This is a genomic window from Roseococcus sp. YIM B11640 (assembly GCF_049727625.1).
In the GTDB taxonomy this organism is placed as follows: Bacteria; Pseudomonadota; Alphaproteobacteria; order Acetobacterales; family Acetobacteraceae; genus Roseococcus.
Genome location: NZ_JBBJOZ010000002.1, coordinates 348,961 through 374,444, shown reverse-complemented (window position 1 = coordinate 374,444; position 25,484 = coordinate 348,961). Strand labels below are relative to the sequence as shown.

At 69.9% G+C, this 25,484-nt stretch carries 29 protein-coding genes; 19 read left to right on the top strand and 10 right to left on the bottom strand.

The features are described 5' to 3' along the window. From WJM96_RS09235 to WJM96_RS09205, 7 genes are all read left to right on the top strand, one after another. Positions 1–951: an ABC transporter substrate-binding protein gene (locus WJM96_RS09235; RefSeq protein WP_424812183.1), complete on the top strand. Its 951-nt coding sequence runs from the start codon at positions 1–3 to the stop codon at positions 949–951. A gap of 38 nt (positions 952–989) precedes the next feature. Next, positions 990–1,775 (top strand): SDR family oxidoreductase, encoded by a 786-nt coding sequence (locus tag WJM96_RS09230; protein WP_424812182.1) that lies wholly within the window; start codon positions 990–992, stop codon positions 1,773–1,775. A 138-nt stretch (positions 1,776–1,913) separates the two neighbouring features. Further along, positions 1,914–3,254 (top strand): CmpA/NrtA family ABC transporter substrate-binding protein, encoded by a 1,341-nt coding sequence (locus WJM96_RS09225; RefSeq protein ID WP_424812181.1) that lies wholly within the window; start codon positions 1,914–1,916, stop codon positions 3,252–3,254. Between the two features lies 1 nt (position 3,255). Further along, on the top strand, positions 3,256–4,101 hold the full coding sequence (gene ntrB, locus WJM96_RS09220; protein ID WP_424812180.1) for a nitrate ABC transporter permease: 846 nt from the start codon (positions 3,256–3,258) through the stop codon (positions 4,099–4,101). Then, entirely contained in the window at positions 4,098–4,937 is an 840-nt protein-coding gene (locus tag WJM96_RS09215) for an ABC transporter ATP-binding protein (RefSeq protein ID WP_424812179.1), read from the top strand. The genes ntrB and WJM96_RS09215 overlap by 4 nt, the downstream gene beginning before the upstream one ends. 22 nt (positions 4,938–4,959) lie before the next feature. Then, on the top strand, positions 4,960–5,442 hold the full coding sequence (gene cynS / locus WJM96_RS09210) for a cyanase (RefSeq protein WP_424812178.1): 483 nt from the start codon (positions 4,960–4,962) through the stop codon (positions 5,440–5,442). Positions 5,443–5,515: 73 nt separating this feature from the next. Then, a complete protein-coding gene (locus tag WJM96_RS09205; RefSeq protein ID WP_424812177.1) occupies positions 5,516–6,328 on the top strand; it encodes an aspartate dehydrogenase in 813 nt (270 codons plus the stop codon). Position 6,329: 1 nt separating this feature from the next. On the opposite strand, the gene WJM96_RS09200 is transcribed toward WJM96_RS09205, so the two are convergent. The 9 genes from WJM96_RS09200 to WJM96_RS09160 are packed head-to-tail and all read right to left on the bottom strand — an operon-like array spanning position 6,330 to position 14,248. Then, entirely contained in the window at positions 6,330–7,391 is a 1,062-nt protein-coding gene (locus WJM96_RS09200) for an alpha/beta hydrolase (protein ID WP_424812176.1), read from the bottom strand. Between the two features lie 50 nt (positions 7,392–7,441). After that, entirely contained in the window at positions 7,442–7,972 is a 531-nt protein-coding gene (locus tag WJM96_RS09195) for a chromate transporter (protein WP_424812175.1), read from the bottom strand. After that, complete coding sequence (locus tag WJM96_RS09190; RefSeq protein ID WP_424812174.1) at positions 7,969–8,499, bottom strand: chromate transporter; 531 nt, start codon at positions 8,497–8,499, stop codon at positions 7,969–7,971. The genes WJM96_RS09195 and WJM96_RS09190 overlap by 4 nt, the downstream gene beginning before the upstream one ends. Further along, on the bottom strand, positions 8,499–9,017 hold the full coding sequence (locus WJM96_RS09185; RefSeq protein ID WP_424812173.1) for a chromate transporter: 519 nt from the start codon (positions 9,015–9,017) through the stop codon (positions 8,499–8,501). Before WJM96_RS09185 ends, WJM96_RS09190 begins: the two co-directional genes overlap by 1 nt. Continuing rightward, positions 9,014–9,562, bottom strand: coding sequence for a chromate transporter (locus tag WJM96_RS09180; RefSeq protein WP_424812172.1), 549 nt, complete (start codon positions 9,560–9,562; stop codon positions 9,014–9,016). Before WJM96_RS09180 ends, WJM96_RS09185 begins: the two co-directional genes overlap by 4 nt. Then, on the bottom strand, positions 9,555–10,733 hold the full coding sequence (locus WJM96_RS09175) for a M20 aminoacylase family protein (RefSeq protein ID WP_424812171.1): 1,179 nt from the start codon (positions 10,731–10,733) through the stop codon (positions 9,555–9,557). Before WJM96_RS09175 ends, WJM96_RS09180 begins: the two co-directional genes overlap by 8 nt. Before the next feature lie 21 nt (positions 10,734–10,754). After that, on the bottom strand, positions 10,755–11,585 hold the full coding sequence (locus tag WJM96_RS09170) for an SDR family oxidoreductase (RefSeq protein WP_424812170.1): 831 nt from the start codon (positions 11,583–11,585) through the stop codon (positions 10,755–10,757). Beyond that, entirely contained in the window at positions 11,582–13,279 is a 1,698-nt protein-coding gene (locus tag WJM96_RS09165; RefSeq protein WP_424812169.1) for a dihydroxy-acid dehydratase, read from the bottom strand. The genes WJM96_RS09170 and WJM96_RS09165 overlap by 4 nt, the downstream gene beginning before the upstream one ends. A gap of 15 nt (positions 13,280–13,294) precedes the next feature. Continuing rightward, a complete protein-coding gene (locus WJM96_RS09160; RefSeq protein WP_424812168.1) occupies positions 13,295–14,248 on the bottom strand; it encodes a Bug family tripartite tricarboxylate transporter substrate binding protein in 954 nt (317 codons plus the stop codon). 181 nt (positions 14,249–14,429) lie between these two features. On the opposite strand from WJM96_RS09160, the gene rplM reads away from it, so the two are divergent. From rplM to WJM96_RS09120, 8 genes are all read left to right on the top strand, one after another. Beyond that, positions 14,430–14,918: a 50S ribosomal protein L13 gene (gene rplM, locus WJM96_RS09155; protein ID WP_424812167.1), complete on the top strand. Its 489-nt coding sequence runs from the start codon at positions 14,430–14,432 to the stop codon at positions 14,916–14,918. 6 nt (positions 14,919–14,924) lie between these two features. Continuing rightward, positions 14,925–15,425: a 30S ribosomal protein S9 gene (gene rpsI, locus WJM96_RS09150; RefSeq protein ID WP_424812166.1), complete on the top strand. Its 501-nt coding sequence runs from the start codon at positions 14,925–14,927 to the stop codon at positions 15,423–15,425. Between the two features lie 128 nt (positions 15,426–15,553). Continuing rightward, a complete protein-coding gene (gene argC / locus WJM96_RS09145; RefSeq protein WP_424812165.1) occupies positions 15,554–16,516 on the top strand; it encodes an N-acetyl-gamma-glutamyl-phosphate reductase in 963 nt (320 codons plus the stop codon). Further along, a complete protein-coding gene (locus tag WJM96_RS09140) occupies positions 16,513–17,046 on the top strand; it encodes a gamma carbonic anhydrase family protein (protein WP_424812164.1) in 534 nt (177 codons plus the stop codon). The genes argC and WJM96_RS09140 overlap by 4 nt, the downstream gene beginning before the upstream one ends. A 38-nt stretch (positions 17,047–17,084) precedes the next feature. Beyond that, positions 17,085–17,660, top strand: a complete 576-nt coding sequence (locus WJM96_RS09135; protein ID WP_424812163.1) for a hypothetical protein — start codon at positions 17,085–17,087, stop codon at positions 17,658–17,660. 86 nt (positions 17,661–17,746) lie between these two features. Further along, positions 17,747–18,307 carry a hypothetical protein gene (locus WJM96_RS09130; protein WP_424812162.1) on the top strand — a complete coding sequence of 187 codons (561 nt, stop codon included), beginning with the start codon at positions 17,747–17,749 and terminating at the stop codon, positions 18,305–18,307. Then, positions 18,304–18,873: a hypothetical protein gene (locus tag WJM96_RS09125; RefSeq protein WP_424812161.1), complete on the top strand. Its 570-nt coding sequence runs from the start codon at positions 18,304–18,306 to the stop codon at positions 18,871–18,873. Before WJM96_RS09130 ends, WJM96_RS09125 begins: the two co-directional genes overlap by 4 nt. Then, on the top strand, positions 18,870–19,502 hold the full coding sequence (locus WJM96_RS09120) for a hypothetical protein (protein ID WP_424812160.1): 633 nt from the start codon (positions 18,870–18,872) through the stop codon (positions 19,500–19,502). Before WJM96_RS09125 ends, WJM96_RS09120 begins: the two co-directional genes overlap by 4 nt. Before the next feature lie 119 nt (positions 19,503–19,621). On the opposite strand, the gene WJM96_RS09115 is transcribed toward WJM96_RS09120, so the two are convergent. Further along, positions 19,622–21,430 carry a PHA/PHB synthase family protein gene (locus WJM96_RS09115; protein WP_424812159.1) on the bottom strand — a complete coding sequence of 603 codons (1,809 nt, stop codon included), beginning with the start codon at positions 21,428–21,430 and terminating at the stop codon, positions 19,622–19,624. A gap of 181 nt (positions 21,431–21,611) precedes the next feature. Here WJM96_RS09115 and WJM96_RS09110 point away from each other — a divergent pair, with 181 nt between their 5' ends. The 4 genes from WJM96_RS09110 to WJM96_RS09095 all read left to right on the top strand — a co-directional run bounded on the left by WJM96_RS09110 (position 21,612) and on the right by WJM96_RS09095 (position 25,399). Beyond that, on the top strand, positions 21,612–22,154 hold the full coding sequence (locus WJM96_RS09110; RefSeq protein ID WP_424812158.1) for a hypothetical protein: 543 nt from the start codon (positions 21,612–21,614) through the stop codon (positions 22,152–22,154). Between the two features lie 82 nt (positions 22,155–22,236). Continuing rightward, entirely contained in the window at positions 22,237–23,454 is a 1,218-nt protein-coding gene (locus WJM96_RS09105; RefSeq protein ID WP_424812157.1) for an LL-diaminopimelate aminotransferase, read from the top strand. Continuing rightward, complete coding sequence (locus tag WJM96_RS09100; protein ID WP_424812156.1) at positions 23,451–24,743, top strand: homoserine dehydrogenase; 1,293 nt, start codon at positions 23,451–23,453, stop codon at positions 24,741–24,743. Before WJM96_RS09105 ends, WJM96_RS09100 begins: the two co-directional genes overlap by 4 nt. Then, positions 24,743–25,399: an SIMPL domain-containing protein gene (locus WJM96_RS09095; RefSeq protein ID WP_424812155.1), complete on the top strand. Its 657-nt coding sequence runs from the start codon at positions 24,743–24,745 to the stop codon at positions 25,397–25,399. Before WJM96_RS09100 ends, WJM96_RS09095 begins: the two co-directional genes overlap by 1 nt. Positions 25,400–25,484: the final 85 nt, after the last annotated feature.

The following is a 25,484-nucleotide window of genomic DNA, read 5'->3' as shown; positions in this document are numbered from 1 at the left end:
ATGGCGAAGCTGAGCCTCACCCTGGCCTGCACCCTTTCCGACCGCACGCGCCCCATCCTGGATGGGCGCGTGCCGGTGCCGGGCGTCGATTTCGTGGCGCTTCCCGGCGAGCCGGAGGACATCTTCCGCCGCGCCCTGCGCGACAAGGCCTTCGAGGTGACGGAGCTCTCGCTCGGAAGCCACATCGTCACGACGTCGCGGGGCGACAGCCCCTATATCGGTGTTCCCATCTTCCTCTCTCGCGCCTTCCGGCACAGCGCGATCTACATCCGCACGGATCGCGGAATCACGCGGCCGGAGGACCTCGCGGGCCGCACCATCGCGCTGCCGGAGTATCAGCAGACGGCAGCCCTCTGGGTCCGCGGCATCCTGCGCGAGACGCATGGCGTGGACACGAAGGCCATCAAGTGGCGCATCGGCGCCGAGCGCATCGCCATCACCCTGCCGGAAGGCTTCGACGTGGCCCCGCTGGGCGAGACGCCGGAGAACGCGCTGCGGGAGGGCCGCGTGGATGCGCTGATCGGCCCGCGCCCGCCCGCGCCGCACCCGCATATCGGCCGCCTGTTTCCGGATTATCCGGCGGCGGAAAAGGAGTGGCATGCGCAGACCGGCTTCTTCCCGCTGATGCATTGCCTCGCCGTCCGGCGGGACGTGGCGCAGGCGCATCCCTGGCTGCCCCTCGTCCTCTTCCGCGCCTTCGCGGAGGCGCGCCGCATCTCGCTGGAGGAGCTCCGGCTGGTGAACGTGCTGCGCGTCTCGCTCCCCTGGATCGCGGCGGCGATGGAGGAGCAGGAGCGCGCCATGGGCGGCGACATCTGGCCCTATGGCTTCGCGAAGAACCGCGACGAGATCGCGGCCATGATCCGCTTCGCGCGAGCCGACGGCCTCGCGGCGCGCGACGTGACGCCAGAGGAGCTCTTCCACCCCTCCACCTATGCCGAGCTGCCGTAGCGGGTTTAGCCTCGCGCCGAACCGGGAAGGAAAACCAAATGAATCTGACCATCAACGGGCGCAACGCGCTGATCACCGGCGGCTCGAAGGGCCTGGGCCTCGCCATGGCGAAGGCCTTCGCGGAGGCGGGCGGCAACGTCGCCCTCGTGGCGCGCGGCGCCGAGGCGCTGGACGCCGCGAAGGCCGAGATCCTGGCCGCCGCTCCCAAGGCCAAGGTGGCCGCGGTGCCGGCCGACATCCGCACGGCCGAAGGCTGCGCGGGCGCGGTGGCGGATGCGGCGAAGGCCATCGGGCCCATCGACATCCTGGTGAACAATGCGGGCACCTCGCAGCGCGGCCCCTTCCTCGAAGTGGACGAGGCGCTGTGGAAGGACGACCTGGACCTCAAGCTCATGGCGGCCGTGCGGCTCTGCAAGGGCGTGCTGCCGGGCATGAAGGAGCGGAAGTGGGGCCGCATCATCAACGTGCTGAACATCGGCGCGAAGGCTCCGCTCGCAACCTCGGCGCCCACCAGCGTCAGCCGCGCGGCGGGCATGGCGCTGACCAAGGCGCTGGCCAATGAGTTCGCGCCCGACAACATCCTGGTGAACGCCATGCTCGTCGGCATCATCGAGAGCGACCAGTGGGTGAAGCGCCACGCCGCCGACAAGCGCAACATCACCTGGGAGGACTGGAAGGCCGAGCAGGGCAAGTCCGTCCCCCTGGGCCGCATCGGCAAGGCGGAGGAATTTGCTGCCATGGCATTGCTTCTGGTGAGCGAGCAGTGCGGCTACGTCACCGGCACGGCCATCAACGTGGATGGTGGCCGCAGCCCGGTGGTGTAACGAGCGGCGGTTCGCCCGCGCGCTGCCCAATTGATGGGCTGATCCAGGCCCGGGACCTCGGTTCCGGGCCTTTTTGCGTGTTCAGATTCGGCGTCGGCAGGGGCATGCAGGTTGGGCAAAGTCCGAGGGAGACGCCGCATGGCCAAGCTGTTCGATCCCACCTGCGCCTGTGGCGTGCCCCACGCCGCGAACCTCGCCTGCGATACGCCGATGGATGGCACCGGGGCCATCGGCCAGGCGGTGGACGAGGCCGCGCTGCGCGCCGTCTTCCCGCATGCTCCGACCCGCCGCGCCATGCTCTCGGCCTTCGGCGCCGGCACGCTGCTCGCCGCCATCGGCGATATCCTCCCCCTGGGCGACATGCGCGAGGCGATGGCCCAGACGGGGAGCTCTTCGGCGGCGCCGGAGAAGCCCAACCTCAAGATCGGCTTCATCCCCATCACCTGCGCCACGCCCATCATCATGGCCGACCCGATGGGCTTCTACCGCAAGCACGGGCTGACGGTGGAAGTCATCCGCACCGCCGGCTGGGCCGTGATCCGTGACCGCGCCATCGCGCGCGAATACGACGCGGCGCATATGCTCTCGCCCATGCCGGTGGCCATGTCGCTCGGCGTCGGCGTCGCGGCGCCGCAGCCCTGGGCGGTGGCGGCGATCGAGAACATCAACGGCCAGGCGATCACGCTCGCCAACAAGCATCGCGAGAAGCGCGACCCGAAGGACTGGAGGGGTTTCCGCTTCGGCGTGCCCTTCGACTTCTCGATGCACAACTACCTGCTCCGCGCCTATCTGGCCGAGGCCGGGCTGGACCCGGACCGCGACGTGCAGATCCGCGCCGTGCCGCCGCCCGAGATGGTCGCGAATCTGCGCGCGGACAATATCGACGGCTTCCTCGGCCCCGATCCGTTCAACCAGCGGGCGGTCTTCGACGGCATCGGCTTCATCCATGTGCTGACGAAGGATTTCTGGGAGGGCCATCCCTGCTGCGCCTTCGCCGTGCCCGCCGCCATGCCGCGCGAGCAGCCCAATACCTTCGCCGCCCTGATGCGCGCGATCGTCGAGGCCACGGCCTATGCCGACAAGGCGGAGAACCGCGTCGAGGTATCCAAGGCGATCGCGGGGCCCAACTACCTCAACCAGCCGGAGACGGTGGTGCAGCAGGTGCTGACGGGCACCTTCGCCAATGGCCTCGGGCAGGTGCAGCGCGTGCCCAACCGCATCGGCTTCGACCCGTTCCCCTGGCATTCCATGGCCATCTGGATCCTCACCCAGATGCGCCGCTGGAACCACCTGCAGCGCGACGTCGATTACGCGGCCGTGGCGAATCAGACCTTCCTGGCGCTCGATGCCGGCCGGACCATGCGTGACATGGGCCTCGCCGTGCCCGCGAGCCCCATGCGCAAGGAAACCATCTTCGGCCGCGAGTTCGACCCGGCGGACGCCGCGGCCTATCTCTCGTCCTTCGCCATCAAGCGCTGAGGTGAAGCTGAGCCTGAACTGGCGGGCGGCGCTCCTCTCGTTCGCCATCCTCGCACTGCTGCTTGGCGCCTGGCAGCTCGCGCTGTCGGGCGGGGGCGGGGGCGGCGCGACGGTGGACCCGGAATATGCCGCGCTGGTCGGACAGGCCGCCGCGACCGGCGGGCGCACGCCCATGCCCACGCCGTCCGAGATCGGCGTGCGGCTATGGCAGCTGCTGAGCGACCCGTTCTACGTGCGCGGGCCGAACGACCAGGGGATCGGCATCCAGCTGGCCTGGTCGCTGGGGCGGGTGCTCGCGGGCTTCGGCATCGCAGCGATCATCGCCGTGCCGCTCGGCTTCCTCATCGGCATGTCGCCGCTGCTGAACGCCGCGCTCAATCCCTTCATCCAGGTGCTGCGGCCGGTTTCGCCGCTCGCCTGGATGCCGCTCGCGCTCTACACGATCCAGGACAGCTCCATCAGCTCGATCTTCGTGATCTTCATCTGCTCGATCTGGCCCATGCTGCTGAACACGGCTTTCGGCGTGGCCAATGTCCGGCGCGAGTGGCTGAACGTGGCCCGCACGCTGGAGGCCGGCACCTGGCGCACCGCCTTCCGCGTCATCCTGCCCGCCGCCGCGCCCACCATCCTGACCGGCATGCGCATCTCCATCGGCATCGCCTGGCTGGTGATCGTGGCGGCCGAGATGCTCGTGGGCGGCACGGGCATCGGCTACTGGGTGTGGAACCAGTGGAACAACCTCTCGCTCGCGGACATCGTGATCGCGATCCTGCTCATCGGGCTCGTGGGCCTGGCGCTCGACCGGCTGCTCGGGCGCGTCCAGCGGATGGTGGCCTGGCAGGAATGAGCGGCACGCACCCTTATGTCAGCGTCGAGGGGATCGCCCGGCGCTATCCGGGCCTGACCGTCTTCCAGAATGCCTGGTTCGGCATCTCGCGTGGCGAGTTCGTCTGCCTCGTCGGCCATTCGGGCTGCGGCAAGACGACCATCCTCAACATCCTCGCGGGGCTCGACCGGCCGGACGAGGGGGCGGTGGTGGTGGACGGGACCGAGATCACCGGCCCCTCGCTCGATCGCGCCGTGATCTTCCAGGGCCATGCGCTGATGCCCTGGCTGACGGCCGAGCAGAACGTCGCCTTCGCGATCTCCTGCCGGCACCCCGGCTGGGGCAAGCCGCTGGTGCGGGAGGCGGCGAGGAACGCGCTGGCGCGGGTCGGCCTCTCGGCCGCCGCGGACCGCAAGCCCGCGCAGCTCTCGGGCGGCATGAAGCAGCGCGTCGGCATCGCCCGCGCGCTGGCTCTCGCGCCCAAGCTGCTGCTGATGGACGAGCCCTTCTCGGCGCTGGATGCGCTGACCCGGGGATCGTTGCAGGAGGAGGTGAGCCGCCTCGTCACCGAGGCCGGGCAGACCGCCTTCATGATCACCCATGACGTGGACGAGGCCATCCTGCTGGCCGACCGCATCCTGCTCATGACCAACGGGCCCGAGGCCCGCGTGGCCGAGGTGGTGCACAACCTGCTGCCGCGCCCCCGCACGCGGGCCGAGCTGCATCACATGCCGGGATACCACCCGCTGCGCGACCACATCATGGATTTCCTCATCACGCGCAGCCACACGCTCGCGGGCAAGCCACCCGCGGGATACGACGCGCGAAACCCGCCCGCCGTGCAACTCGGCGGCTGAAGACAGTCAGGAGACGACGCCCATGACCCGTGCCGACCTCACCGAGAAGATCCTCGACATCAAGCGCGCCAAGGGATGGACCTGGAAGTTCATCTGCGAGGAGATCGGCGGCATGTCGCCGACCCTCATCGTCGGCGCGCTGCTCGGCCAGATGAAGCTGGTGAAGCCGCTGGCCGCCAAGGCGGCCGGCCTCTTCGGCCTCACGGCGGCCGAGCAGGCGATGCTGAACGAGGTGCCCTATCGCGGCACTGCCATGCCGCCGACCGACCCGCTGATCTACCGCTTCTACGAGATGGTGATGGTGAACGGTCCGGCCTGGAAGGCGCTGATCGAGGAGGAGTTCGGCGACGGCATTATGTCCGCCATCGACTTCGACTTCGATTTCGAGCGCATGGCCCATGAGAAGGGCGACCGGGTGAAGATCACCATGTCCGGCAAGTTCCTGCCCTACAAGTACTACGGCGCGGAGCAGGGCATCCCGCAGTACGGCTACAAGGAGGAGTAGAGCGCGATCCGTTTCGGCGGCCTGGCCGAAGCGGTGAATCGCCCTCCCGGCACTTCTCTGCTATCCGGCGCGGATGGCAAAGGAACTCACGGTCGGCATCGCCGGCCTCGGCGCGATCGGGCTGCATCTGGCCCGCGCGCTTGATCAGGGCGTCGACGGGCTCAGGCTCGTGGCCGTCAGCGCGAAGGATCAGGCCAAGGCCGCGGCGAATGTCGCGGGCTTCAAGGCCAAGCCGGCCATCGTGCCGGTGGCGCAACTGGCCGAGCTTGCCGACATCGTCGTCGAGGCCGCGCCCGCCGCCATCTTCGAAGAGGTCGCGACCGCCGCCATCGGGAAGGGCCGCATCTTCGTGCCGTCCTCGGTCGGGGCGCTGCTGCCGCGCATGCATCTCGTGGAGCTCGCGAAGAAGACCGGCGCCCGCATCGTGGTGCCGACCGGCGCGCTGCTCGGCCTCGACGCCGTGCGCGCGGCGGCCGAGGGCAACGTCGCCAGCGTCACCATCGAGACCCGCAAGCCGCCGCGCGGCCTGGTCGGCGCGCCCTATCTCGAGATCAACAAGATCGACCTTTCCGACGTCCAGAAGCCGCAGCGCATATTCGAGGGCAATGCCTTCGACGCCGCCCAGGGCTTCCCGGCCAACGTCAACGTGGCCGCCGCGCTCGCGCTGGCGGGCATCGGGCCCGAGCGCACGATGGTCGAGATCTGGGCCGACCCGACGGTGACGCGCAACACGCACACCATCCGCGTGGAATCGGCCGAGGTGCGGCTGACCATGACCATCGAGAACGTGCCGAGCGAGGAGAACCCCCGCACCGGCAAGATCACGCCGCTCAGCATCGTCGCCTGCCTGCGCGGGCTGACCAGCACGCTGAAGGTGGGCAGCTAGCTCACGCCAGGACGATGCTGCCCGGCGCGCCCTGGCCCCGGAAGGCCAGGGCGATGTCGTCGCGCACCGCCGTCACGCGCCGGTAGTACTGGTGCGAGTGATCTACGCCCCCGCCCGGCTTCTGGTCGATCACGCGGGAGCAGTCGATGAAGCGGAAGCCGTTGGGCGGGAAGACCGCCTCGTTCCCCGCCTCGGGCGGGCCGCTGCGGCCCAGCCGGCGCATCTCGTTCACGACCTGGCTGAGCCGGAGGATCTTGTCGGCCTCGGAGTGATAGAGGCTGACGCGCCCGCTGGTGCGGCGCAGGGCATCGAACCAGGCGGGCGACAGGCTGGCCTCGGCCCAGTCGGTATCGGCCGCCGCGCTGATCGCCTCGTCGAAGAGCAGGTCGGGCAGGCTGCCCATCGTGGCCCAGCGCTGGATGGCATATTGCATGGCGCGGTTGCCCATGCTGTGCGCCAGCAGGATGACGCGGCCGCCGCCGCTGCGGACCCTGCCGAAGAGCGGACGCAGCCGGTCCAGGAAGCTGATGATCGCGGGCGCCGAGGCCTTCGCCGCGGCCTGATCGGCCCGGTAAGCATTGGCGAGCGGCGATTCCGTGTGCCCCGTGGTGGCGAGGATGGCGAGCGAGAGGAAGAGCGTCGCGACACCCCCCGCGATGTCCCCCGACGCGACGGTCTTGCCTTGCGAGGGCCAGCTGAAGCCGACGATCGCGCAATCCGATCCGGCGAAGCCGCTGGCGGCGAACCACTCCCGGTTGAAGGCGGCGCGCGTGATGCTGTCGGTGAAGCTGTTGGCGAAGCCGTGCATGAAGACGATGAGGTTGCGCCCGGGCTGCGCGATCTCGGCTTCCACGCCCTGGTCGAAGGCCTCGGCGGCGATGGACGACAGGGACATGAGTTCCCCGGTCTTCAACTCGTCGATATTGGGCGGGCTGACGATGGCCGTGCCGAAGGAGAGCTGGTCGGGCTCGCCGGCGGGGCCGTCCTCGCCGGCATAATGGATGGGCAGGGAGCCATCGCCCCGTCGCGCGCGGTTCGTCGCGAAATAAACGGTCGTGGCCATGCTTTGCCCTCCGCCTTTGGCGGGAGCCTGTCACATCGGGAGGGTTGGAGTCAGCGCAAAAACATGGCGCCCAGGACGGCGCCTATCGCGAGCACCCAGAGCGGGCTCTTCTTCGTCCGCCACACGAAGATCGTGCTGCCGGCACTGATCGCGACGGGCAGCCAGCCATCCGCCGTGCCGGCCGCCAGCAGCAGGCCGGAGGCGGCGATGAGGCCGATGGCGATGGGCACCATGCCCCGCTCGAAGACCCGCATCCACAGCGCGCCGGCCACCCGCCCGCGCAGCCGCGCAAAGCCGTAGGCAAGCACCGAGCTCGGCCCGCACATCGCGAGCATGGCGAGGATCATCCCCGCCGGTCCGGCGACATGCCAGCCGATCAGCCCCACCACCATGATGTTCGGACCCGGCGCCGCCTGGGCGAGGGCGTAGCGCTTGGAGAAGGCGAGGTCGTCCATCCAGCCATGCGCATCGACCACCAGGCGGTGCATCTCCGGCAGGACGGCGATGCCGCCGCCCACGCTGAGCAGCGAAAGGCCGAGGAAGCCGAGGATGAGCTGCCAGAGGTCGTCATCCTCGCTCATGGGCGCAGCCCCCTCCAGGCGAAGTAAAGGCCCAGGGGCGCCAGCGTCAGCAGCACGTAGGGCATGGGCACGCGCAGCACGGCGAGCAGCAGCGCGGCGAGCCCGATGAGCCAGAGCGCCAGGCTGGGCTTGAGGCGCGTGGCCATCTTCACGGCCGTGCCCATCACCATGCCCGCGGCGGCGGCGGCGATCCCGGTCAGGATCGCGCGTACCAGCGGAAGCTGCCCATAGGCGTCATAGAGCGAGGCGATGGCCGCCAGCAGCGTCATGGGCCCGGCGAAGAGGCCGATGACGCAGACCAGCGCGCCCCAGGCGCCATGGAAGCGCGTGCCGATGCCGATGGCGGTGTTGAGTGCGTTGGGGCCGGGCAGGACCTGCCCGATGCCCAGCGTCTCGGCGTATTCCTGCTCGGTCATCCAGCCCTTCTTCTCGACGAAGAAGCGCCGGGCCCAGGCGTTCACCCCGCCGAAGGCCGTGAGTCCGATCTGCAGATAGGCGAGGAAGAGCTGCGTGCGGCTCGGCCGCATCACAGCAGGGCCAAACCGAGCAACCCGCCGCCCAGCAGCACCCAGAGCGGAGAGTACTTCGTGCGCCAGACGAAGATCGTGGACGCGCCGATGATCGCGAAGCTCACCCAGCCCGTACCCGCGGCCTGCGCCATGATGAGGCCCGAGGCCGCGATCAGCCCCACCGCGATGGGCACCAAGCCGAACTGGGCCGGCTTCAGCCAGGTGTTGCCGCGCAGCCGGTAGGTCAGGCCCGCCATGATCCAGGCGAGGCAAGCCGCCGGCACGAGCATGCCGAGCGTCGCCGCGATCATCCCGGCCGGGCCCGCGATGTGCCAGCCCATGACGGAGGCTGCGAGGATGTTCGGGCCCGGTGCCGCCTGCGCCAGCGCGAAGAGCTGGCTGAAGGTGGCGTCGTCCATCCAGTGGTGCACGTCCACCAGCAGGCGGTGCATCTCGGGCAGGACGGCATTGGCGCCGCCGATGGCCAGCAGCGAGAGGGTGGCGAAGGCCAGCAGGATCTGCCCGAGCAGGATCATCGGGCGGGCTTCCAGGAGCGCCGGAGCGAGAGCCAGATCCCCAACGGCGCCAGCACCACCACGATGATGGGCAGCGGCAGGCGCAGCCAGGCGGCGGCGATGATGGCGAGGATGCCCACGCCCACCAGCTCCGCCGAGGCCTTGAGGTTGAAGGCCATCTTGAGCGCGGTGCCGATCACCATGCCAGCGGCCGCGGCGGCCACGCCTTCCATGAAGGGCGCGACGCGCGGCAGGTCGCCATAAGCCTCATAGAGCAGCGACAGCACGACCAGGATGCAGAGCGGGCCGATATAGAGCCCGCCCGTCGCCAGCAGCGCGCCCGCGAACCCGTAGAAGCCCCGCCCGATCATCACGGAGGCATTGCCGACATTGGGCCCGGGCAGGATTTGCCCGAGGCCCAGCACCTCGGCATACTCGCGCTCGGTGAGCCATTTGCGCTCTTCCACGATGACGTGGCGCGCCCAGGGGCCCACGCCGCCGAAGCCCAGCGATCCGATCTTGGCGAAGCCCAGGAAGAGCTCGAGCTTGCTGGGTTTCTCAGCCACGGGGCAGCTGCTGCTCCACGAGCGTGGCCCAGTAGCTGGCGCCGATGGGCAGGATCTCGTCGTTGAAGTCGTAGAGCGGGTGATGCACGCCGGGGTCCGTCGCGGTCCTGCCGCCGCCCAGCATCAAGTAGGCCCCCGGCCGCTCGTTGAGCATGAAGGCGAAATCCTCGGCGCCCATGGTGGGCTTGGGCATGTGCGCCACGCGCTCGGCGCCCGCGACGGCCAGCGCGGCCTTCTCGGCGAGCTTCGTGCTCTCCGGCTCATTGATGGTGGCGGGGTAGGCGCGATGGAACTCGGCGGTGGCGGTGGCGCCGAAGCTGGCCGCGATGCCGGTGACGAGTGACTTGAACTTCTGCTCCATCAGGTCGCCGACCTCGGGCAGGAACCAGCGCGCGGTGCCCAGCATGGTCACCGTCTCGGGGATCACGTTGTAGGTGTGGCCGCCGTTGATGTGGCCGATGGTGATGACGCCGGCATCCGCGGCATCCAGGTTGCGCGCCACGATGGTCTGCAGCGCCTGCACGATGCTGGCGGCGATGACGATCGGGTCGTTGCCCTGGAAGGGCAGGGCGCCATGCGCGCCCTTGCCGGTGATGGTGACCTCGAGGTTGGCGACGGCGGCCATCACCGGACCTTCGCGCCAGAGGAAGGTGCCGGCGGGCGCGCCCGGCCAGTTATGCAGGCCGTAGACGCGATCCACCGGGAAGCGGTCGAAGAGGCCTTCTTCCACCATCACGCCGCCCCCCGCGAGGTTCTCCTCGGCGGGCTGGAAGATCACGTAGACCGTGCCGTCGAAATTGCGCGTCTCGGCGAGGTACTTGGCCGCGCCGAGCAGCATGGTCGTGTGCCCGTCATGGCCGCAGGCATGCATCTTGCCCGGAACGGTCGAGGCATGGGGGACGCCCGTGGCTTCCTCGATGGGCAGCGCGTCCATGTCCGCGCGCAGGCCGATGGCGCGGCCGTTCTTTCCGTTGGCGCCGTGGATGACGCCCACCACGCCCGTCTTGGCGATGCCCGTCACGACCTCGTCGCAGCCGAACTCGCGCAGCTTCTCCGCCACGATGCGGGAGGTGCGGACCTCCTCGAAGCCGAGCTCTGGATGCATGTGGAAGTCGCGGCGCCACTCCGTCATCTCGGGGTGGAACTCGGCGACGCGGTTGATGATCGGCAAGGGGACGACTCCTTTGAGGGGTCAAGAAAACGTCTGGCGCAGCCCCTCGGCAAGGGGGCGGGGCCGGATGCCCAGAATTTCTCGCATCGGCCCGATATCGAAATCCTTGTCCTCGGTCAGCCGCCGGATCTCCTCGGCGCCGATGCGGGGCAGGAAGGGCAGGATGCGGGTGAGGGGGCTTGCCGCCATGAGAAGCCCTGCGCCCAGCGGCAGGATCGGCCGGGGCCGGAGCCCGGCGGCGCGGGCGACCTCGGCGCAGAAATCGCGATAGGCCAGGGCCTCAGGCCCGGCGACGACGATCACCCGGGCATCGCCGTTGCCGAGGCCCGCGGCGGCGATCAGGCTCCGCGTCACATCGTCCTGGTGGATGGGCTGGACCAGGCTGCGCCCGCCACCCGGCAGCGGCAGCACCGGCAGGCGCCGCATGAGGGCCGCGAGGCGCTGGACATTGTCCTCGCCCTCGGCGCCGTAGATCATGGTGGGGTGCAGCATCACGCCGGCGCGGCCGCTGGCCAGGAAGGCGGCCTCGCCCGCGCGCACGCCGTCCCCATGCTCGTCCGGCCACTTCGAGTAGCGCCGCGTGCTGCCCATCAGGACGATGCGCGCACCGGCCGGCGCGGCCGCCAGGATGGCCGCCGCGTGGCGCGCATGCGCGCAGGAGATCACGACCTTCGCGCCGTCCAGTGCCGTGCGCAGAGAGGCCGCGTCGCGCAGGTCCGCCAGCGTATGGGGCGCGGCGATCCCGAGCGCCGACCATTTGGCGGCGTCGCGGACCACGGCGCGGAAGGGCTGGTCCAGGGCCCGGCAGAGCGCCGAGCCGGAACGGCCCGACGCGCCGATGATGGCGATCATCGCCCCTCGGGCAGGAGGAAGCGGAGATCCGCGCCCTGCGGCGCCTGCAGCACCTCGCGATGCACCAGCGCGTCCCAGCCGCGCTTGGGCTGCTCGCGCGACTTCCACTCGGCGCGGCGCCTGGCCAGCTCCGCCTCGTCCACCAGCAGGTCGAGCGTGCGGTTCTCCACCGAGAGGCGGATGCGGTCGCCCGTCCTCACCAGGGCGAGCGGCCCGCCGGCCTCGGCCTCGGGCGAGATGTGCAGGACCACGGTGCCGAAGGCGGTCCCGGACATGCGGCAGTCGCTCATGCGCACCATGTCCTTCACGCCCGCGCGGGCCAGCTTGCGAGGGATGGGCAGGTAGCCGGCCTCGGGGAAGCCCGCCGTGCTCAGCGGGCCCGCCCCCTTCAGGATCATGATGTCGCCCTTCTCGACATCGAGGTCGTCGCTGTCGATGCGGGCGGCGAGGTCCTCCACGCCGTCGAACACCATGCAGCGCGCCTCGGTCTCGAAGAGGCTCGGCGTCGCGGCGCTGCGCTTCAGGATCGCGCCGTCCGGCGCCAGCGAGCCGAAGAGCGAGACGATGCCGCCCACCGGGGAGACCGGCTCGTTGCGCGCCTTGATGTAGGTGCGGTCCACGAAGGCCGGGCCCGCGCCGATGCGCTCGCCGAGCGTCTTGCCGTCCACGTCCTTCTCGTCGAGGTGCAGCAGGTCGCGCAGCTCGTGCAGCAGCGCCACCATGCCGCCGGCGAAGTGGAAGTCCTCCATGTAGCCTTCGCCGGTGGGCTTGAGGTCCACCAGCACGGGCGTCGTGTCGCTGAGCTCGTTCAGGCGGTGGTAGTCGATCTTGATGCCCACGCGGCCCGCGATCGCGGCCAGGTGCACCAGGGCATTGGTCGAGCCGCCGAGCGAGAGTAGCACGCGCAGCGCGTTCTCGACGCTCTTCTCGGTGATGATCTCGTCCGGCCGCACGGGCTTGTGGATGAGGCGCACGGCCTGGGCGCCCGCTTCCTCGGCGGCGCGCAGGCGGTCGGCATGGACGGCGGGGATGCTCGCCGCGTCCAGCGGCATGAAGCCGAGGGTGGAGGTCAGGCAGGCCATGGTGCTGGCGGTGCCCATGACGCCGCAGGTCCCGGCGGTGACGGCCAGCGAGCCCTCGACCTCCTGGATGCGCTCCTCCGACACGTCGCCCGCGCGGTAGCGAGCCCAGTAGCGGCGGCAGTCGGTGCAGGCGGCCAGGCGCTCGCCCTGGTAACGGTTGGCGCTCATGGGCCCGACGACGAGCTGCACGGCGGGCGTGCCCGCGCTGGCGGCGGCCATGAGCTGGGCGGGCACCGTCTTGTCGCAGCCGCCGATGAGCACGACCGCATCCATCGGCTGGGCCGCGATCATCGCCTCGGTGTCGAGCGCCATGAGGTTGCGGTAGTGCATGGAGCAGGGCGTGAGGTAGGGCTCGCAGAGGCTGATGGTCGGGAAGGCCAGCGGCAGGGCGCCCGCCATCAGCACGCCGCGCTTCACGGCCTCGATGAGCTCTGGCGCCGTGCGGTGGCAGTTGTTGAGGTCGCTGCCCGTGTCCACGATGCCCACCACGGGCCGGCTCAGCGCATCGGCCGAGTAGCCCATGGATTTCGCGAAGGAGCGCCGGAGGTAGAGGGCAAATTCCTTATCGCCGTAGTTCGCGGCGTTCCGCGCCAGACCCTTCTTCTCGCTCATGATTTCCGTGTCGCTTCATCCAGGGGTTATGCCCGCACGCTGCATCAATTCCCGGTTTTGCGCCAGTTCCCGCCGGATGCGTTCCACCAGCGCGGCCTCCCCCGTGGGCGTGGGGCCGAGGCCCTGGCTCTCCATGAAGGCGAGGGTGCGCGGGTCGTTGAAGCTCTCGGCGGCGGCGCTGCCGAGGCGGGCCTTGATGGGCGCGGGCAGGTTGGGGGGCGCGTGCAGCGCGTACCAGGCGCCGCCGCCGAAGCCGGGAAAGCCCTGCTCGGCCACCGTGGGGATGTTGGGAAAGGCGGGCAGGCGCTCGGTGCTGACGGTGCCCAGCGCGCGGACCCGCCCCTCCTCGATATGCCCGCGCGAGGCGGCGAGCAGCGCGATCATGCAATCCGCCCGGCCCGCGATGACGTCGGTCAGGGCCGGGGGGGCGCCGTTGTAGGGCACGTGCAGCATCTCGACCCCCGCGCGGCCGGTGAGGTCCAGCATGGGAAGATGCGCCGTGGTGCCGATGCCCCAGCTGGCATAGGAAAGCTGCCCCGGCCGGGCCTTCGCCGCGGCGAAGAGCTCCTCCAGGCTCCGCCAGCGCGGGTTGGCCACCAGCATGGCATGCGTGTCGCAGAGGGCTGTGATGGCGGTGAAATCCTCGATGGGGTCGTAGCCCGGGTTGCGGAGCGCCAGGGGCGCCATGGCGAAGGTGACGACGGTGCCGACGAGCAGCGTCTGGCCGTCCGGCCGGGCCCGGGCGACGGTACGGGCCGCGATGGTGGTGGAGGCGCCGGGCTTGTGGTCCAGCACGAAGGAGCCGCCGAGCCGCTGCGTCAGCCCCTCGGCCAGGATCCGCCCCACCACGTCCGAGGCGCCGCCGGGCGAGTAGGGAATGACGAGGGCGGTGGTCGAGGACTGGGCCTGGGCGAGGGCAGGCGCGGCCAGAAGGGGCGCAGCCACGAGGCCGCGTCGCGTGATGGTCATCCGTTTCTCCCTAGTATTCCTTGATTGGCGCGCAGCCTGGGGCCCCGCCCGGCGGCGCCGCAAGGGGAAAGCGAGAATGTGGTATGATGATACCACGTCAAAAAATCGCGCTTATCGCTTGACGTTCGGCGATGGAGGCGGCAGATAGCGCGCCGTAACTCAAGTTGTCTCGAAGGTTCAGATGCTCAGCACACAGACCCGCTCGCTGAAGCCGGCGGAGGTCCAGAAGAACTGGTGGGTGATCGACGCCGAGGGCCTGGTGCTCGGCCGTCTCGCCACCATCGTCGCCAACCGGCTGCGCGGCAAGCACAAGCCGCAGTTCACCCCGCATGTCGATTGCGGCGATCACGTCGTGATCGTGAACGCGGACAAGGTGAAGCTGACCGGCAACAAGGCCGATCAGTCCGTCTTCTACTGGCACACCGGCTACGCCGGCGGCATCAAGGGCCGTTCGGCCCGTGCGCTGCTCGACGGCCGTTTCCCGGAGCGGGTCGTGACCAAGGCAGTCGAGCGCATGATCACGCGCGGTCCCCTCGGCCGGAAGCAGATGGAAAACCTGCACGTCTATGCCGGCACCGAGCATCCGCATGCCGGTCAGAGCCCCGTGGCTCTCGATGTCGCCGCCATGAACCGCAAGAATGTCGCCTCTGGCGGCGCCCAGAAGGCCTAAGAGATCATGAGTGAGCAGACCACGGCGAACTCTCTCGCCGACCTCAAGAACCTGGTTCAGGGCACCCCGGCCGCGGCCGGCACCGATGCCGCTGCCCCGGTGCAGCCGAAGCGCGACGCCCAGGGCCGCGCCTATGCGACGGGCGGCCGTAAGGAATCGGTGGCCCGCGTGTGGGTGAAGCCCGGCAAGGGCGTCTTCACCATCAACGACCAGCCCGCGTCGAAGTACTTCGCGCGCCCCGTTCTGCGCATGCTGATCGCCCAGCCCTTCCTGGTGGCCGACCGCTACCAGGCCTTCGACGTGGTCGCGACGGTGACCGGCGGCGGGCTTTCGGGCCAGGCCGGCGCGGTGCGTCACGGCATCAGCCGCGCGCTCGTGAACTACGAGCCGGAGCTGCGCTCGATCCTGAAGAAGGCCGGCTTCCTGACGCGCGACCCGCGTGCGGTCGAGCGTAAGAAGTACGGCAAGATGAAGGCGCGACGTTCCTTCCAGTTCTCCAAGCGCTGACGCCCAGCGGACCGGGCGTCACGCCCGGTCTGCATGCCGGCTATCTCGAAGGGGCGGGTCCGCAAGGGCCCGCCCCTTTTGTTTTTCCTCACGCTTTGCTTCAGACTTTCCGCAACAGGAGGGCCCCCATGGCCAAGGTTCCGAGCATCTTCATCGACGGCGAGAGCGGCACGACGGGGCTTCAGATCCGCGCGCGCCTGGCGAACCATCCCGGAATCGAGATCCGCTCCATCGCGGACGCCGACCGCAAGGACCCCGCCGCCAAGCGCAAGCTGATGGAGCAGGTGGACGCCGTCGTGCTGTGCCTGCCGGATGCCGGCGCCAAGGAGGTCGCGGCCATCGCCGCCGGGATGGGCGACGCCGCGCCCAAGCTGCTCGACGCCAGCACCGCCCATCGCGTGGATCCCGACTGGGTCTATGGATTCCCCGAGCTGACCGAGGGCCATGCCGCCAAGATCGCCGCTGCCCATCGCGTGGCGAATCCAGGCTGCTACCCCACGGGCGGTATCGCGCTGATCCGGCCGCTGGTGGATGCGGGCCTCATCCCGCCGGACTACCCGATCACGGTGAACGCGGTCTCCGGCTACACGGGCGGCGGCAAGTCCATGATCGCGGAGTTCGAGGAGACGAAGTCGGCCGGCCCGTTCTTCCTCTACGGCCTCACGCTCGAGCACAAGCACGTGCCTGAGCTCCAGCTCTACGGCGGCCTCACGGTGCGTCCGCTCTTCGTGCCCAGCGTGGGCGATTTCGCGCAGGGCATGCTGGTGAGCGTGCCGCTGCACCTCGACGCGCTGCCCGGCAAGCCGAAGCCGCGCGATCTGGAGGCCGCGCTTCAGGTCCGCTACGCGCAGTCCGGCTGGGTCGAGGTCGTGCCCGCCGATGGCGCGCAGCGGCTGGAGCCCACCGCACTCAACGGCAGCAACAAGCTGGAGCTGCGGGTCTATGGCAACGCCAGGCACAACCAGGCGGTGCTGGTGGCCAAGCTCGACAATCTGGGCAAGGGTGCATCCGGCGCGGCCGTGCAGAATCTCGGCCTGATGCTGGGTGTGGACGTCAACGCGGCGCTGCCGCTGAAAATGGCTGCTGAATGAACGGACCTCTTTTCCCCTTCGAAGGAAAGCTGCCCAGCGTGCATGAGCACGCCTGGGTGGCGCCCACTGCTGCCGTGATCGGCGACGTCACGATCGGCGAGAAGTCGAACATCTGGTACCATTGCGTGCTGCGCGGGGATTCCAACTTCATCCGCATCGGTGCCCGCACGAACATCCAGGACGGCACCATCATCCATGTGAACTCGGGCAGCTTCCCGACGACCATCGGCGACGACGTGACGGTGGGCCATGCGGCCATCATCCATGCCTGCACGTTGAAGGACCGCGCCTTCGTGGGCATGGGCGCCACCGTGCTCGACGGCGCGGTGATCGAGGAGGGGGGTGTTCTGGCGGCGGGCTCCGTGCTGCCGCCGGGCAAGCGCGTGCCCTCGCTGGAGCTCTGGATGGGTAATCCGGCGAAACTGGTGCGCGTGCTGACGCCCGAGCAGCGGGCCGGATTCGATACGACCGCGCCCCATTATGTCGAGCTCTCGGGGCGTCATCGCGCCTCGCTCCGTTCCACTTCGTAACTTGGAGCGGAAGGCGGGGCAGGGGTAACCTTCCCGCCATGAGGAAGATCGTCCAGGCGGCTGTTCTGCTGGCCCCGCTCTCGGCCTGCGCGCTGGGTTCGCCGCCTCCCAGCGCCTCGCTGCCGGGGGATGTGATCACGGGCGGAACCGACCCGATGCGGGCGGCGATCCTGGGCTCCGCCTATAGCTTCAACCGGCAGAGCACGCCGGCCGAGCGCATGCGCGCCGCCGCCCTCGTCGAATACCTGGCGGCCAACTACAATTGGGATCATCGCTGGGTGGAGTACACGCCCACCACCGGTCCCGCGCTTCTCGCCTCGCGGGCAGAGCTTCATCGCGCCTTCGGCATCGCACCCGATGCGCCGCCGCAGCTGGTGGTGGACGGGCTGATGGACACGTCTCGCACGCTCTCCCGCGGCGCGCAGCCGGTCCTGCCCGCCAACGTCTTCTCCGAGCCGCGCATGACGCTGGCCCAGCTCACGACCCCGTCCGACCTGCCGGCCACCCGCGTCGCCACGGGAATGATGGAACGGGAGCTGCTCCGTATCGACGCCGACCGCTACAATGGCGGTCCCGGGGGATCCGGGGGCGGGGGAGGTGGCGCGCATCCCTGAGGCGCCCTTGCGGCCGCTCCCTGGCGGCCGATGTTTCATGTCATACTGGCCGCCAGACTCGCGGCCCGCTGAGCCATAAGGATCGAATGATGCTTCGTAAGACACTGCTCGCTTTGCCGCTGCTGGCCGCAGCTTGCGGAACATCGCCCTTCACGCCGCCCGCCGATACGGCGGCGCTGCCGCGTGACGCCATCGTGGGCGCGGGGGATCCGTCGCGCAGCGCCATCATCTCCACGAGCGCGGCGCTGGGCCGGCAGCAGCGGCTCGACCCCGCGGGCGCGGCGCGCACCATCGCGCAGATGGAGTTCCTGGCGGTCGACCTGCCGCAGAACGTCACGCTCTACAACGCCTCCTCGACGCTGGAGCCGCAGTTCCGCGCGGCGCGCCGCGAGTGGCGCTCGGCGCTGGACATCGCGCCGGATGCGCCTGCGCAGCCGGTGATCAACGCGCTCTACTCGGCGGGCCGTGCCCTCGATGCGGGCCAGCGCGATGCGGCCGCGGCGGCGCTTCCGCCCACGCTCTTCCGCCAGGGCGGCGCGGCGACCCTGGCTCGGCTCGCGGCGCTGCCGCCGCTGCCGCAGTCGGCCTCGGCCGCCGCGACGGCGCAGCAGGCGCTGCAGACCAGCCAGCCGTCGAAGATCCTGTGAAGCGCCGCCCCCTCCTGGCCGGCCTTCTTCTCGCGGGCTGCGCCGGGCCGGGGCTGACCGTGCCGGAACCTGTCCGGCTGCCGCGCGATTCGGTGGAAGGGGCGGGCGATCCGACCCGGGCCGCCGTGTCGCGCAGTGCCTTCGCCTTCGGCACGCAGGCCGGGCTCCGCGCCCGGCCGGGTGCCGCGGCGCGGGCCATCGCCGATATGGAGTATCTGGCGTCGGCCCTCCCGGTCGACCCGAACTTCCAGCAGCGCGATCCGCTGCTGGCCGGGCGCTTCGTCCAGGCACGGGCGGAATGGCGCCAGGCCCTGGGCATCCCGGCCGAGGTGCCGGCCCAGGCGGTGATCGACAGCTTCTACGCCGTGTGGCGCGCGACGAATGCGCGCGATGCCACCGCGGCCGCGGCCGCCATTCCGCCGGCGGTGATGCCGCCGGGCGGGCAGGCCGCCCTGGTGCGGCTCGCGCAGCTGCCGCCCTTGCCGCAGACCGCGCTGGCTGCCAGCGCCGCGTCCCGCGTGATGTTCGAGGGCAACCAGCCCCATCTCGGCCAGCGCCGGCTGTGAGGCTTCCCCTTTTCCTGGCGCTCGCCGCGCTGACGGCCTGCGCCGAGATGACGCGCCCCCGCGCGCCCGAGCCGCCGAGCGCATTGGCCGGCGGCGTGATCGTGCCGCAGCCCTTGCCCGTGATCCTCGACCTCGCCACGCGCGATTTCGACATGGCGGGCGCGAACCTCCAGGGCCATCCGGCGGAAACGGCTCTGGCCGTCGCCCGGCTGGAATGGCTGGGCGGGGAGGCCCGGCCGGGCCGTCGCCTCGCGGAGCTGCAGCCTTCCTATCTCTTCGCTCTGCGACGGGCCGTCGCCGAGGCGCGCCAGATCATGGCCATTTCACCCGACGCGCCGGCCGAGGCGACGGTGCCGGCCCTGCTCGCGGCCGCCGCGGCGCTGCGCCGCGACGACACCGCGGCGGCCGAGGCCGCGCTTCGCGGTCCCGCCTTCCAGCCGACGGACCGGCCGCAGGTTCGCCGCCTGACCGAGCCTGGCGCCTTCCCCGATACCGCCCTGGCGCTTCCGGCCCTGCGCGAGGAGGTGACGCGACTGATCGCGACGAACCGCGCGGATCCGGCACTGCTCTACGACAACACGCGCTCGGGTATCACCACCTATGGGCTTGGCGGCACGACCGACCTCTAGATATATGAAAATATTGATTTTTCTGTCCGGCTGTGCCATAAGCGCGCTCGGCGGCGGCGGAGCTGCGTCCAGCCGCGAGGCGCCGGTAAGATAGTAAGATAGTAAGATAGTAAGGCAGCTCAGTCGGCCGCCATCACCTTCACATAGCTGCCCGGTGCATCCTCGATCGGCTTCAGCTTGCCCGTGCCGGGTACACGCGCGGGAACCTCCGCCTTGTCGAGTGCGGTCACCCAGCGCTGCCAGTCGGGCCACCAGCTTCCGGCGAGTTCTGTGGCTCCCGCAAACCATTCCTCGGGGTCCTGCGGCAGGTCGGTGTTGATCCAGTGGCTGTACTTGCCGGAATCGGGCGGGTTCACGACGCCGGCGATATGGCCGGATGCGGCCAGCACGAAGCGGACGGGCCCCGAATAGACCTGGGTGGCGCGATAGGTGCTCTTCCAGGGCGCGATGTGGTCCTCGCGCGTCGAGATCATATAGGTCGGCGTCTTGATCTTGCGGAGGTCGATCTTCGTGCCCAGCAGCTCGATGGCGCCGGGCTTGATCAGGTCGTTCTCCTGGTACATCCGGCGCAGGTAGAAGCTGTGCATCCGCGCGGGCATGCGCGTGCTGTCGTCGTTCCAGTAGAGAAGGTCGAACGGGAAGGGGTCCTGGCCCAGCAGGTAGTTGTTCACCACGAAGGACCAGATGAGGTCGTTCGCGCGCAGCATGTTGAAGGTCGTCGCCATCTCGCTGCCTTCGAGGAAGCCGCGCTTGCTCATGCGGTCCTCGAGCGACTTCAGCTGCTCCTCGTCGATGAAGACGCCGAGCTCACCGGCCTCCTCGAAATCCGTCATGGTGACGAAGTAGGTGGCCGACTTGATCCGGTTGTCGCGCTTGGCCGCCATGTAGGCCAGCGTGGTCGCGAGCAGCGTGCCGCCGAGGCAATAGCCTATGGCGTTCACGTCGCGCTCGCCGGTCGCGGCGTGGATCGCGTCGAGCGCGGCCAGCACGCCCTCGGTCATGTAGTCCTCGAAGCCCTTTTCCGCGAGGTGCTCGTCCGGGTTCACCCAGGAGGCGACGAAGACCGTATGCCCCTGGTCCACCGCCCAGCGGATGAAGCTGTTCTTGGGGCGCAGGTCGAGGATGTAGAATTTGTTGATCCACGGCGGGAAGATGACCAGCGGTCGCTTGAGCACCTTGGCCGTCGTGGGCGCGTACTGGATCAGCTGCATCAGCGGCGTCTGGAACACGACCTTGCCGGGCGTGACGGCGATGTTCTCGCCCACCTTGAACTTGCTGTCGTCCGTCATGCGGATGCGAAGCTGGCCCTTGCCGCGCTCGAGATCCGCCAGCAGGTTGGACAGGCCTTTCAGCAGGTTGGCGCCGCCTGTCTCGGCGGTGCGGCGTAGCACCTCGGGGTTGGTCAGCACGAAATTCGCGGGGCTCATCGCGTCCACGAACTGCCGCGTGTAGAAATCCACCTTCTGCGCGGTCTTGGGATCGAGCCCATCGGCGCTGTGGACGGCGTTGGTGAAATACCGGGCGGAGAGCAGGTAGGATTGGCGGATGAAGTCGAAGACCTCGTTCTCCCGCCAGGCTTCGTCCTTGAAGCGGCGGTCGCCCTTGGCCTCGGCGATCACGGGTCCGACATCGGTTTCGCCCAGGAAGCGCCGCGCCGTGTTGGACCAGAGGGTCAGGTAGTCCTGCCAGAAGCCGAGCTGCGCCTGGACCAGCCCGGCCGGGTTGGTCATGAGGCGGGCGGTCATCTCCAGGAAGGCCGTGCCGATGTTGAGCGGGTCGGCCGAGGGCGCGCTCTCCGCCTGCCGCTTCATGAAGTCCTGGACGATGCGCTGCCCGCGCTCCGCAACCTCGGCCATGGTGCGCGATACCTCGGCCGCGTCGGGCATATGGAAGTCCGAAGGCGGCTTGCCGCCCGGTGTCTGGCTCATTCGACTGCGTTCCGCCCTTTGAGGACCGTGCTCTCTTTCGCCGGGGCCGTCCCAGGGGTTATGGAGAGACATGGCCCGACCTGCGCAAAAACCTAGAGAGCGGCTGACGCGCGATCAAGCGCGGCGCTTCGCGGCTGCAATGCTGTTGCTGGGCCTCGGTGCATGCACATCGGACGCGCAGGTGAACCCGCGGCTCTTCTTCCGGGACCTCTCCGGCGCGTCGATGGATTCGCGCCTGCTGCCGCCGGGCATGGACCGGCCCACGCCCAACCTCGCATCGGTCCCGCCCATTCCCGAGCGACCCGATCCCGCGGCCCGCGAGGCGCTGACGCGGCGGCTCCAGGCCGAGCGCGACGCCAATTCGGCCGAGACCCCGCGCGGGCCCGACGCGCGGCTCGCCGACACGCCGTCGCCGGGGCAGCCGCCGATTCCCGCGCGCCCGCCCGCGCCGCCCGCGCTGGCTGCGGCGGCGCCGGTACCCTGGGTGCAGCCAGGCGCGGGCACGCCCTTGCGACCCTCCACGCCCGCGCGCACCGATGGCCCCCCTGTTATCCGCCCGCCCGAGCTTTTGACGCCCGACCGGCTCACCCCAGGGGACGTGCCCAGCCTGCCCACGCCGGACCTGCTCGGCCCGGCGCCTGGGGCGGGCACGCCGCCTGCGGCGCCAATCGCCCCCGGCGACGTGCCGGCGCCCCCGCCCGCGGAGCTGCTGGCGCCGCGCTAGCCAGCCCGGCTTCCACGGCGCTTTCCGTGGGCGGCCCGAGCCTTTAAACACGGCCCGCTTTCGTTCCACTGGGAGGGCCATCATGGCCGAAGAGTTCCACCGCATCCGCCGCCTGCCGCCCTATGTCTTCGCCGAGGTGAACTCGGCCAAGGCCAAGGCACGCGCGGCAGCGGAGGACATCGTGGACCTCGGCATGGGCAACCCCGACAGCCCGACGCCGCCGCATATCGTGGCGAAGATGATCGAGGCGGTGCAGGACCCCCGCACGCACCGCTACTCGATGTCCAAGGGCATTCCCGGCCTTCGCCGCGCGCTCGCCGGCTATTACGCCAACCGTTTCGGCGTGAAGCTGGACCCCGAGACCGAGGTTGTGGCGACGCTCGGTTCCAAGGAAGGGCTCGCGAACCTCGCGCAAGCGATCAGCAGCCCGGGCGACACCATCCTGGTGCCCAACCCGTCCTACCCGATCCATCAGTTCGGCTTCATCATCGCCGGCGCCTCGGCGCGCTTCATCCCCTACACGCCGGATGACGCGATGCTGGAGGCGATCGTGCGCGCGGTGAAGCATTCCGTGCCGAAGCCGACCGCGCTGATCGTGAACTTCCCGTCCAACCCGACGGCGCTGCTCGCGACGCGGGAGTTCTACAAGGAGCTGGTGAAGATCGCGCGCCAGTACGAGCTCTTCATCCTGAGCGACCTCGCCTATGCCGAGCTCTATTTCGGCGATACGCCGCCGCCGTCCGTGCTCGAGATTCCGGGCGCGATGGACTGCACGGTCGAGTTCACCAGCCTCTCCAAGACCTACAACATGCCGGGCTGGCGCATGGGCTTCGCGGCGGGCAATCCGCGGCTGATCTCGGCGCTGGCGCGGGTGAAGTCCTATCTGGACTACGGCGCCTTCACGCCCATCCAGGTCGCGGCGGCCGCCGCGCTCAATGGCCCGCAGGACTGCGTGGCCGAGATGCGCGAGCTGTACCGCGAGCGGCGCGAGGTGCTCGTGAAGGGCCTGCAGCAGGCGGGCTGGGACGTGCCCTCGCCCGAGGCCTCGATGTTCCTCTGGGCGCCGATCCCCGAGAAGTTCCGTCACCTCGGCTCGGTCGAGTTCTCGAAGCTGCTGCTTGCTAAGGCCAAGGTGGCCGTGGCGCCGGGCATCGGCTTCGGCGAGCACGGCGACGGCCATGTGCGCATCGCCATGGTCGAGAACAACCAGCGCATCCGCCAGGCGCTCCGCGGCATCCGGAGCTTCCTGCAGGGCGACAATGCGGGCCCCGTCTCGCAGGAAGAAGTGCAGTCCGTATGAACAAGCCTCTTAAACTGGGTGTGGCCGGCCTCGGCACGGTCGGCGCCGGCGTGCTCGGCCTTCTGAAGGGCAATGCCGAGGTGATCGCCGCGCGGGCCGGCCGCCCGCTGGAACTGGTGGCCGTGTCGGCGCGCGACCGCACGCGCGACCGTGGAGTGGATCTCTCGGGCGTGACCTGGCACGAGGATCCCGTGGCGCTCGCCGCCGACCCGAATGTCGAGATCGTGGTCGAGCTGATGGGCGGCTCCGAAGGTCCCGCGCGCGCGCTGGTCGAAGCAGCGCTGGCCGCGGGCAAGCCCGTCGTGACGGCCAACAAGGCGCTGCTGGCGACGCATGGCGCGGCGCTGGCGCGGCTGTCCGAGAAGTGGGGCGCGACGCTTGCCTACGAGGCCGCGGTGGCGGGCGGCATTCCCGCCATCAAGGCGTTGCGGGAGGGGCTGGCGGGCAACCGCATCAGCCGGGTGGCCGGCATCCTGAACGGCACCTGCAACTACATCCTGACCGAGATGCGCGTGAAGGGGCTGCCCTTCGGTGAGGTTCTCGCGACGGCCCAGGAGCTCGGCTACGCCGAGGCGGACCCGGCCTTCGACATCGACGGCGTGGACGCGGCGCATAAGCTCGCGATCCTGGCGGCGCTGGCCTTTGGGCACGAGGTGGATCTTCCCTCGCTGCACATCGAGGGCATCCGCAACGTCTCGGCGCTGGATATCTCGCTGGCGGGCGAACTCGGCTATCGCATCCGCCTCCTGGGCATCGCGAGCCGGGGCGAGGACGGCGTGACCGCGCGCGTCCATCCCTGCATGGTGCCCGAGAGCAGCCCCATCGCCCATGTCGACGGCGTCTTCAACGCTGTCCTGGCCGAGGGCGACGCGGTGGGCCGGGTCATGCTCCAGGGCCGTGGCGCGGGCGGCGGCCCGACGGCCAGCGCCGTGGTGGCGGACCTGATCGACATCGCGCGCGGCTGTCTGGCCCCGGTCTGGGGCGTGGCCACCGGCAAGCTCGACCATTCGCCGGCCGTGCCCATGGAAAGGCATCGCGGCGCCTATTACCTGCGCTTGATGGTGCTGGATCAGCCGGGCGTGATCGCGGATGTGACGGGCGTGCTCCGCGATGCGACAATCAGCCTCGAATCCATGTTGCAGCATGGCCGCTCGCCCGGCGAGCCGGTGCCCGTCGTGCTGGTCACCCATGAGTGCGAGGAGGCACAGATGCAGTCCGCTCTCTCCCGGATCTCGGCCCTGCCGAGCGTGGTGGAACCGCCGGCCCTGATCCGGATCGAGGCGCTCTGATGCGCCGCGCGCTTCTCGCCGCGCTGCTGATGGCTGCGCCCCTGCCTGCTTTCGCGCAGGGAGCTGAATCCCGGCTGCGCATCGCCGAGGAAGGCAGCGTCCGCACCATGCCGGATGAGATGGTGGCAAGCCTGCGCGTCGAGGCGCGCGCGCCGACTGCCGCCGCCGCGCAGGATGAGGTAAACCGCCGCGTGGCCGCTGCGCTGGAGGCGGCGCGTGGCGTGGCCGGCGTGCAGGCCGCGACGCGCGGCTATTCCACCCACACCGATGCCGAAAGGCAGCAGGCCGTGGCGCAGCAGTCCATCGAGCTCAAGAGCGGACAGGGGGCGGCTCTGCTTGCTCTGCTGGCTCGGCTTCAGGGCGACGGGCTGTTGCTCGACCATGCCGGCTGGCAGCTGACGCCGGCCGCTGGCCGCGCCGCGCGTGACGGGGCGACCAACGAGGCCATCCGGGGCGTCCAGGCCCGCGCCGCTGCCGTGGCGCGTGAGCTGGGCATGCGCGTCGCCGAGATGCGCGAGCTGTCGGTGGACGTGGTGCCCGAGGGCCCGCGGCCGATGATGGCGATGCGGGCCTCCGGCCCCGCCGAGCCCAACGTCACCGCCGAAGAGATCACGACGACGGCCCGCGTTTCGGCCGAATTCAAGCTCCGCCGCTAGGACATGATGAGGTCGCTTTCGCTTCCTCATCATGTCCTGGCGTTTGTTGATCGTGGGATTCGGACCTCCGGCGCCTTCGCGCCTG

Bases quoted from the DNA above. Each gene is read 5' to 3' on its own strand.
- WJM96_RS09235 (WP_424812183.1), top strand. From the start codon at position 1: ATGGCGAAGCTGAGCCTCACCCTGGCCTGCACCCTTTCCGACCGCACG.
- WJM96_RS09230 (WP_424812182.1), top strand. From the start codon at position 990: ATGAATCTGACCATCAACGGGCGCAACGCGCTGATCACCGGCGGCTCG.
- WJM96_RS09225 (WP_424812181.1), top strand. From the start codon at position 1,914: ATGGCCAAGCTGTTCGATCCCACCTGCGCCTGTGGCGTGCCCCACGCC.
- WJM96_RS09215 (WP_424812179.1), top strand. From the start codon at position 4,098: ATGAGCGGCACGCACCCTTATGTCAGCGTCGAGGGGATCGCCCGGCGC.
- cynS (WP_424812178.1), top strand. From the start codon at position 4,960: ATGACCCGTGCCGACCTCACCGAGAAGATCCTCGACATCAAGCGCGCC.
- WJM96_RS09205 (WP_424812177.1), top strand. From the start codon at position 5,516: ATGGCAAAGGAACTCACGGTCGGCATCGCCGGCCTCGGCGCGATCGGG.
- WJM96_RS09200 (WP_424812176.1), bottom strand. From the start codon at position 7,391: ATGGCCACGACCGTTTATTTCGCGACGAACCGCGCGCGACGGGGCGAT.
- WJM96_RS09195 (WP_424812175.1), bottom strand. From the start codon at position 7,972: ATGAGCGAGGATGACGACCTCTGGCAGCTCATCCTCGGCTTCCTCGGC.
- WJM96_RS09190 (WP_424812174.1), bottom strand. From the start codon at position 8,499: ATGCGGCCGAGCCGCACGCAGCTCTTCCTCGCCTATCTGCAGATCGGA.
- WJM96_RS09185 (WP_424812173.1), bottom strand. From the start codon at position 9,017: ATGATCCTGCTCGGGCAGATCCTGCTGGCCTTCGCCACCCTCTCGCTG.
- WJM96_RS09170 (WP_424812170.1), bottom strand. From the start codon at position 11,585: ATGATCGCCATCATCGGCGCGTCGGGCCGTTCCGGCTCGGCGCTCTGC.
- WJM96_RS09165 (WP_424812169.1), bottom strand. From the start codon at position 13,279: ATGAGCGAGAAGAAGGGTCTGGCGCGGAACGCCGCGAACTACGGCGAT.
- WJM96_RS09160 (WP_424812168.1), bottom strand. From the start codon at position 14,248: ATGACCATCACGCGACGCGGCCTCGTGGCTGCGCCCCTTCTGGCCGCG.
- rplM (WP_424812167.1), top strand. From the start codon at position 14,430: ATGCTCAGCACACAGACCCGCTCGCTGAAGCCGGCGGAGGTCCAGAAG.
- rpsI (WP_424812166.1), top strand. From the start codon at position 14,925: ATGAGTGAGCAGACCACGGCGAACTCTCTCGCCGACCTCAAGAACCTG.
- argC (WP_424812165.1), top strand. From the start codon at position 15,554: ATGGCCAAGGTTCCGAGCATCTTCATCGACGGCGAGAGCGGCACGACG.
- WJM96_RS09140 (WP_424812164.1), top strand. From the start codon at position 16,513: ATGAACGGACCTCTTTTCCCCTTCGAAGGAAAGCTGCCCAGCGTGCAT.
- WJM96_RS09135 (WP_424812163.1), top strand. From the start codon at position 17,085: ATGAGGAAGATCGTCCAGGCGGCTGTTCTGCTGGCCCCGCTCTCGGCC.
- WJM96_RS09130 (WP_424812162.1), top strand. From the start codon at position 17,747: ATGATGCTTCGTAAGACACTGCTCGCTTTGCCGCTGCTGGCCGCAGCT.
- WJM96_RS09115 (WP_424812159.1), bottom strand. From the start codon at position 21,430: ATGAGCCAGACACCGGGCGGCAAGCCGCCTTCGGACTTCCATATGCCC.
- WJM96_RS09105 (WP_424812157.1), top strand. From the start codon at position 22,237: ATGGCCGAAGAGTTCCACCGCATCCGCCGCCTGCCGCCCTATGTCTTC.
- WJM96_RS09100 (WP_424812156.1), top strand. From the start codon at position 23,451: ATGAACAAGCCTCTTAAACTGGGTGTGGCCGGCCTCGGCACGGTCGGC.
- WJM96_RS09095 (WP_424812155.1), top strand. From the start codon at position 24,743: ATGCGCCGCGCGCTTCTCGCCGCGCTGCTGATGGCTGCGCCCCTGCCT.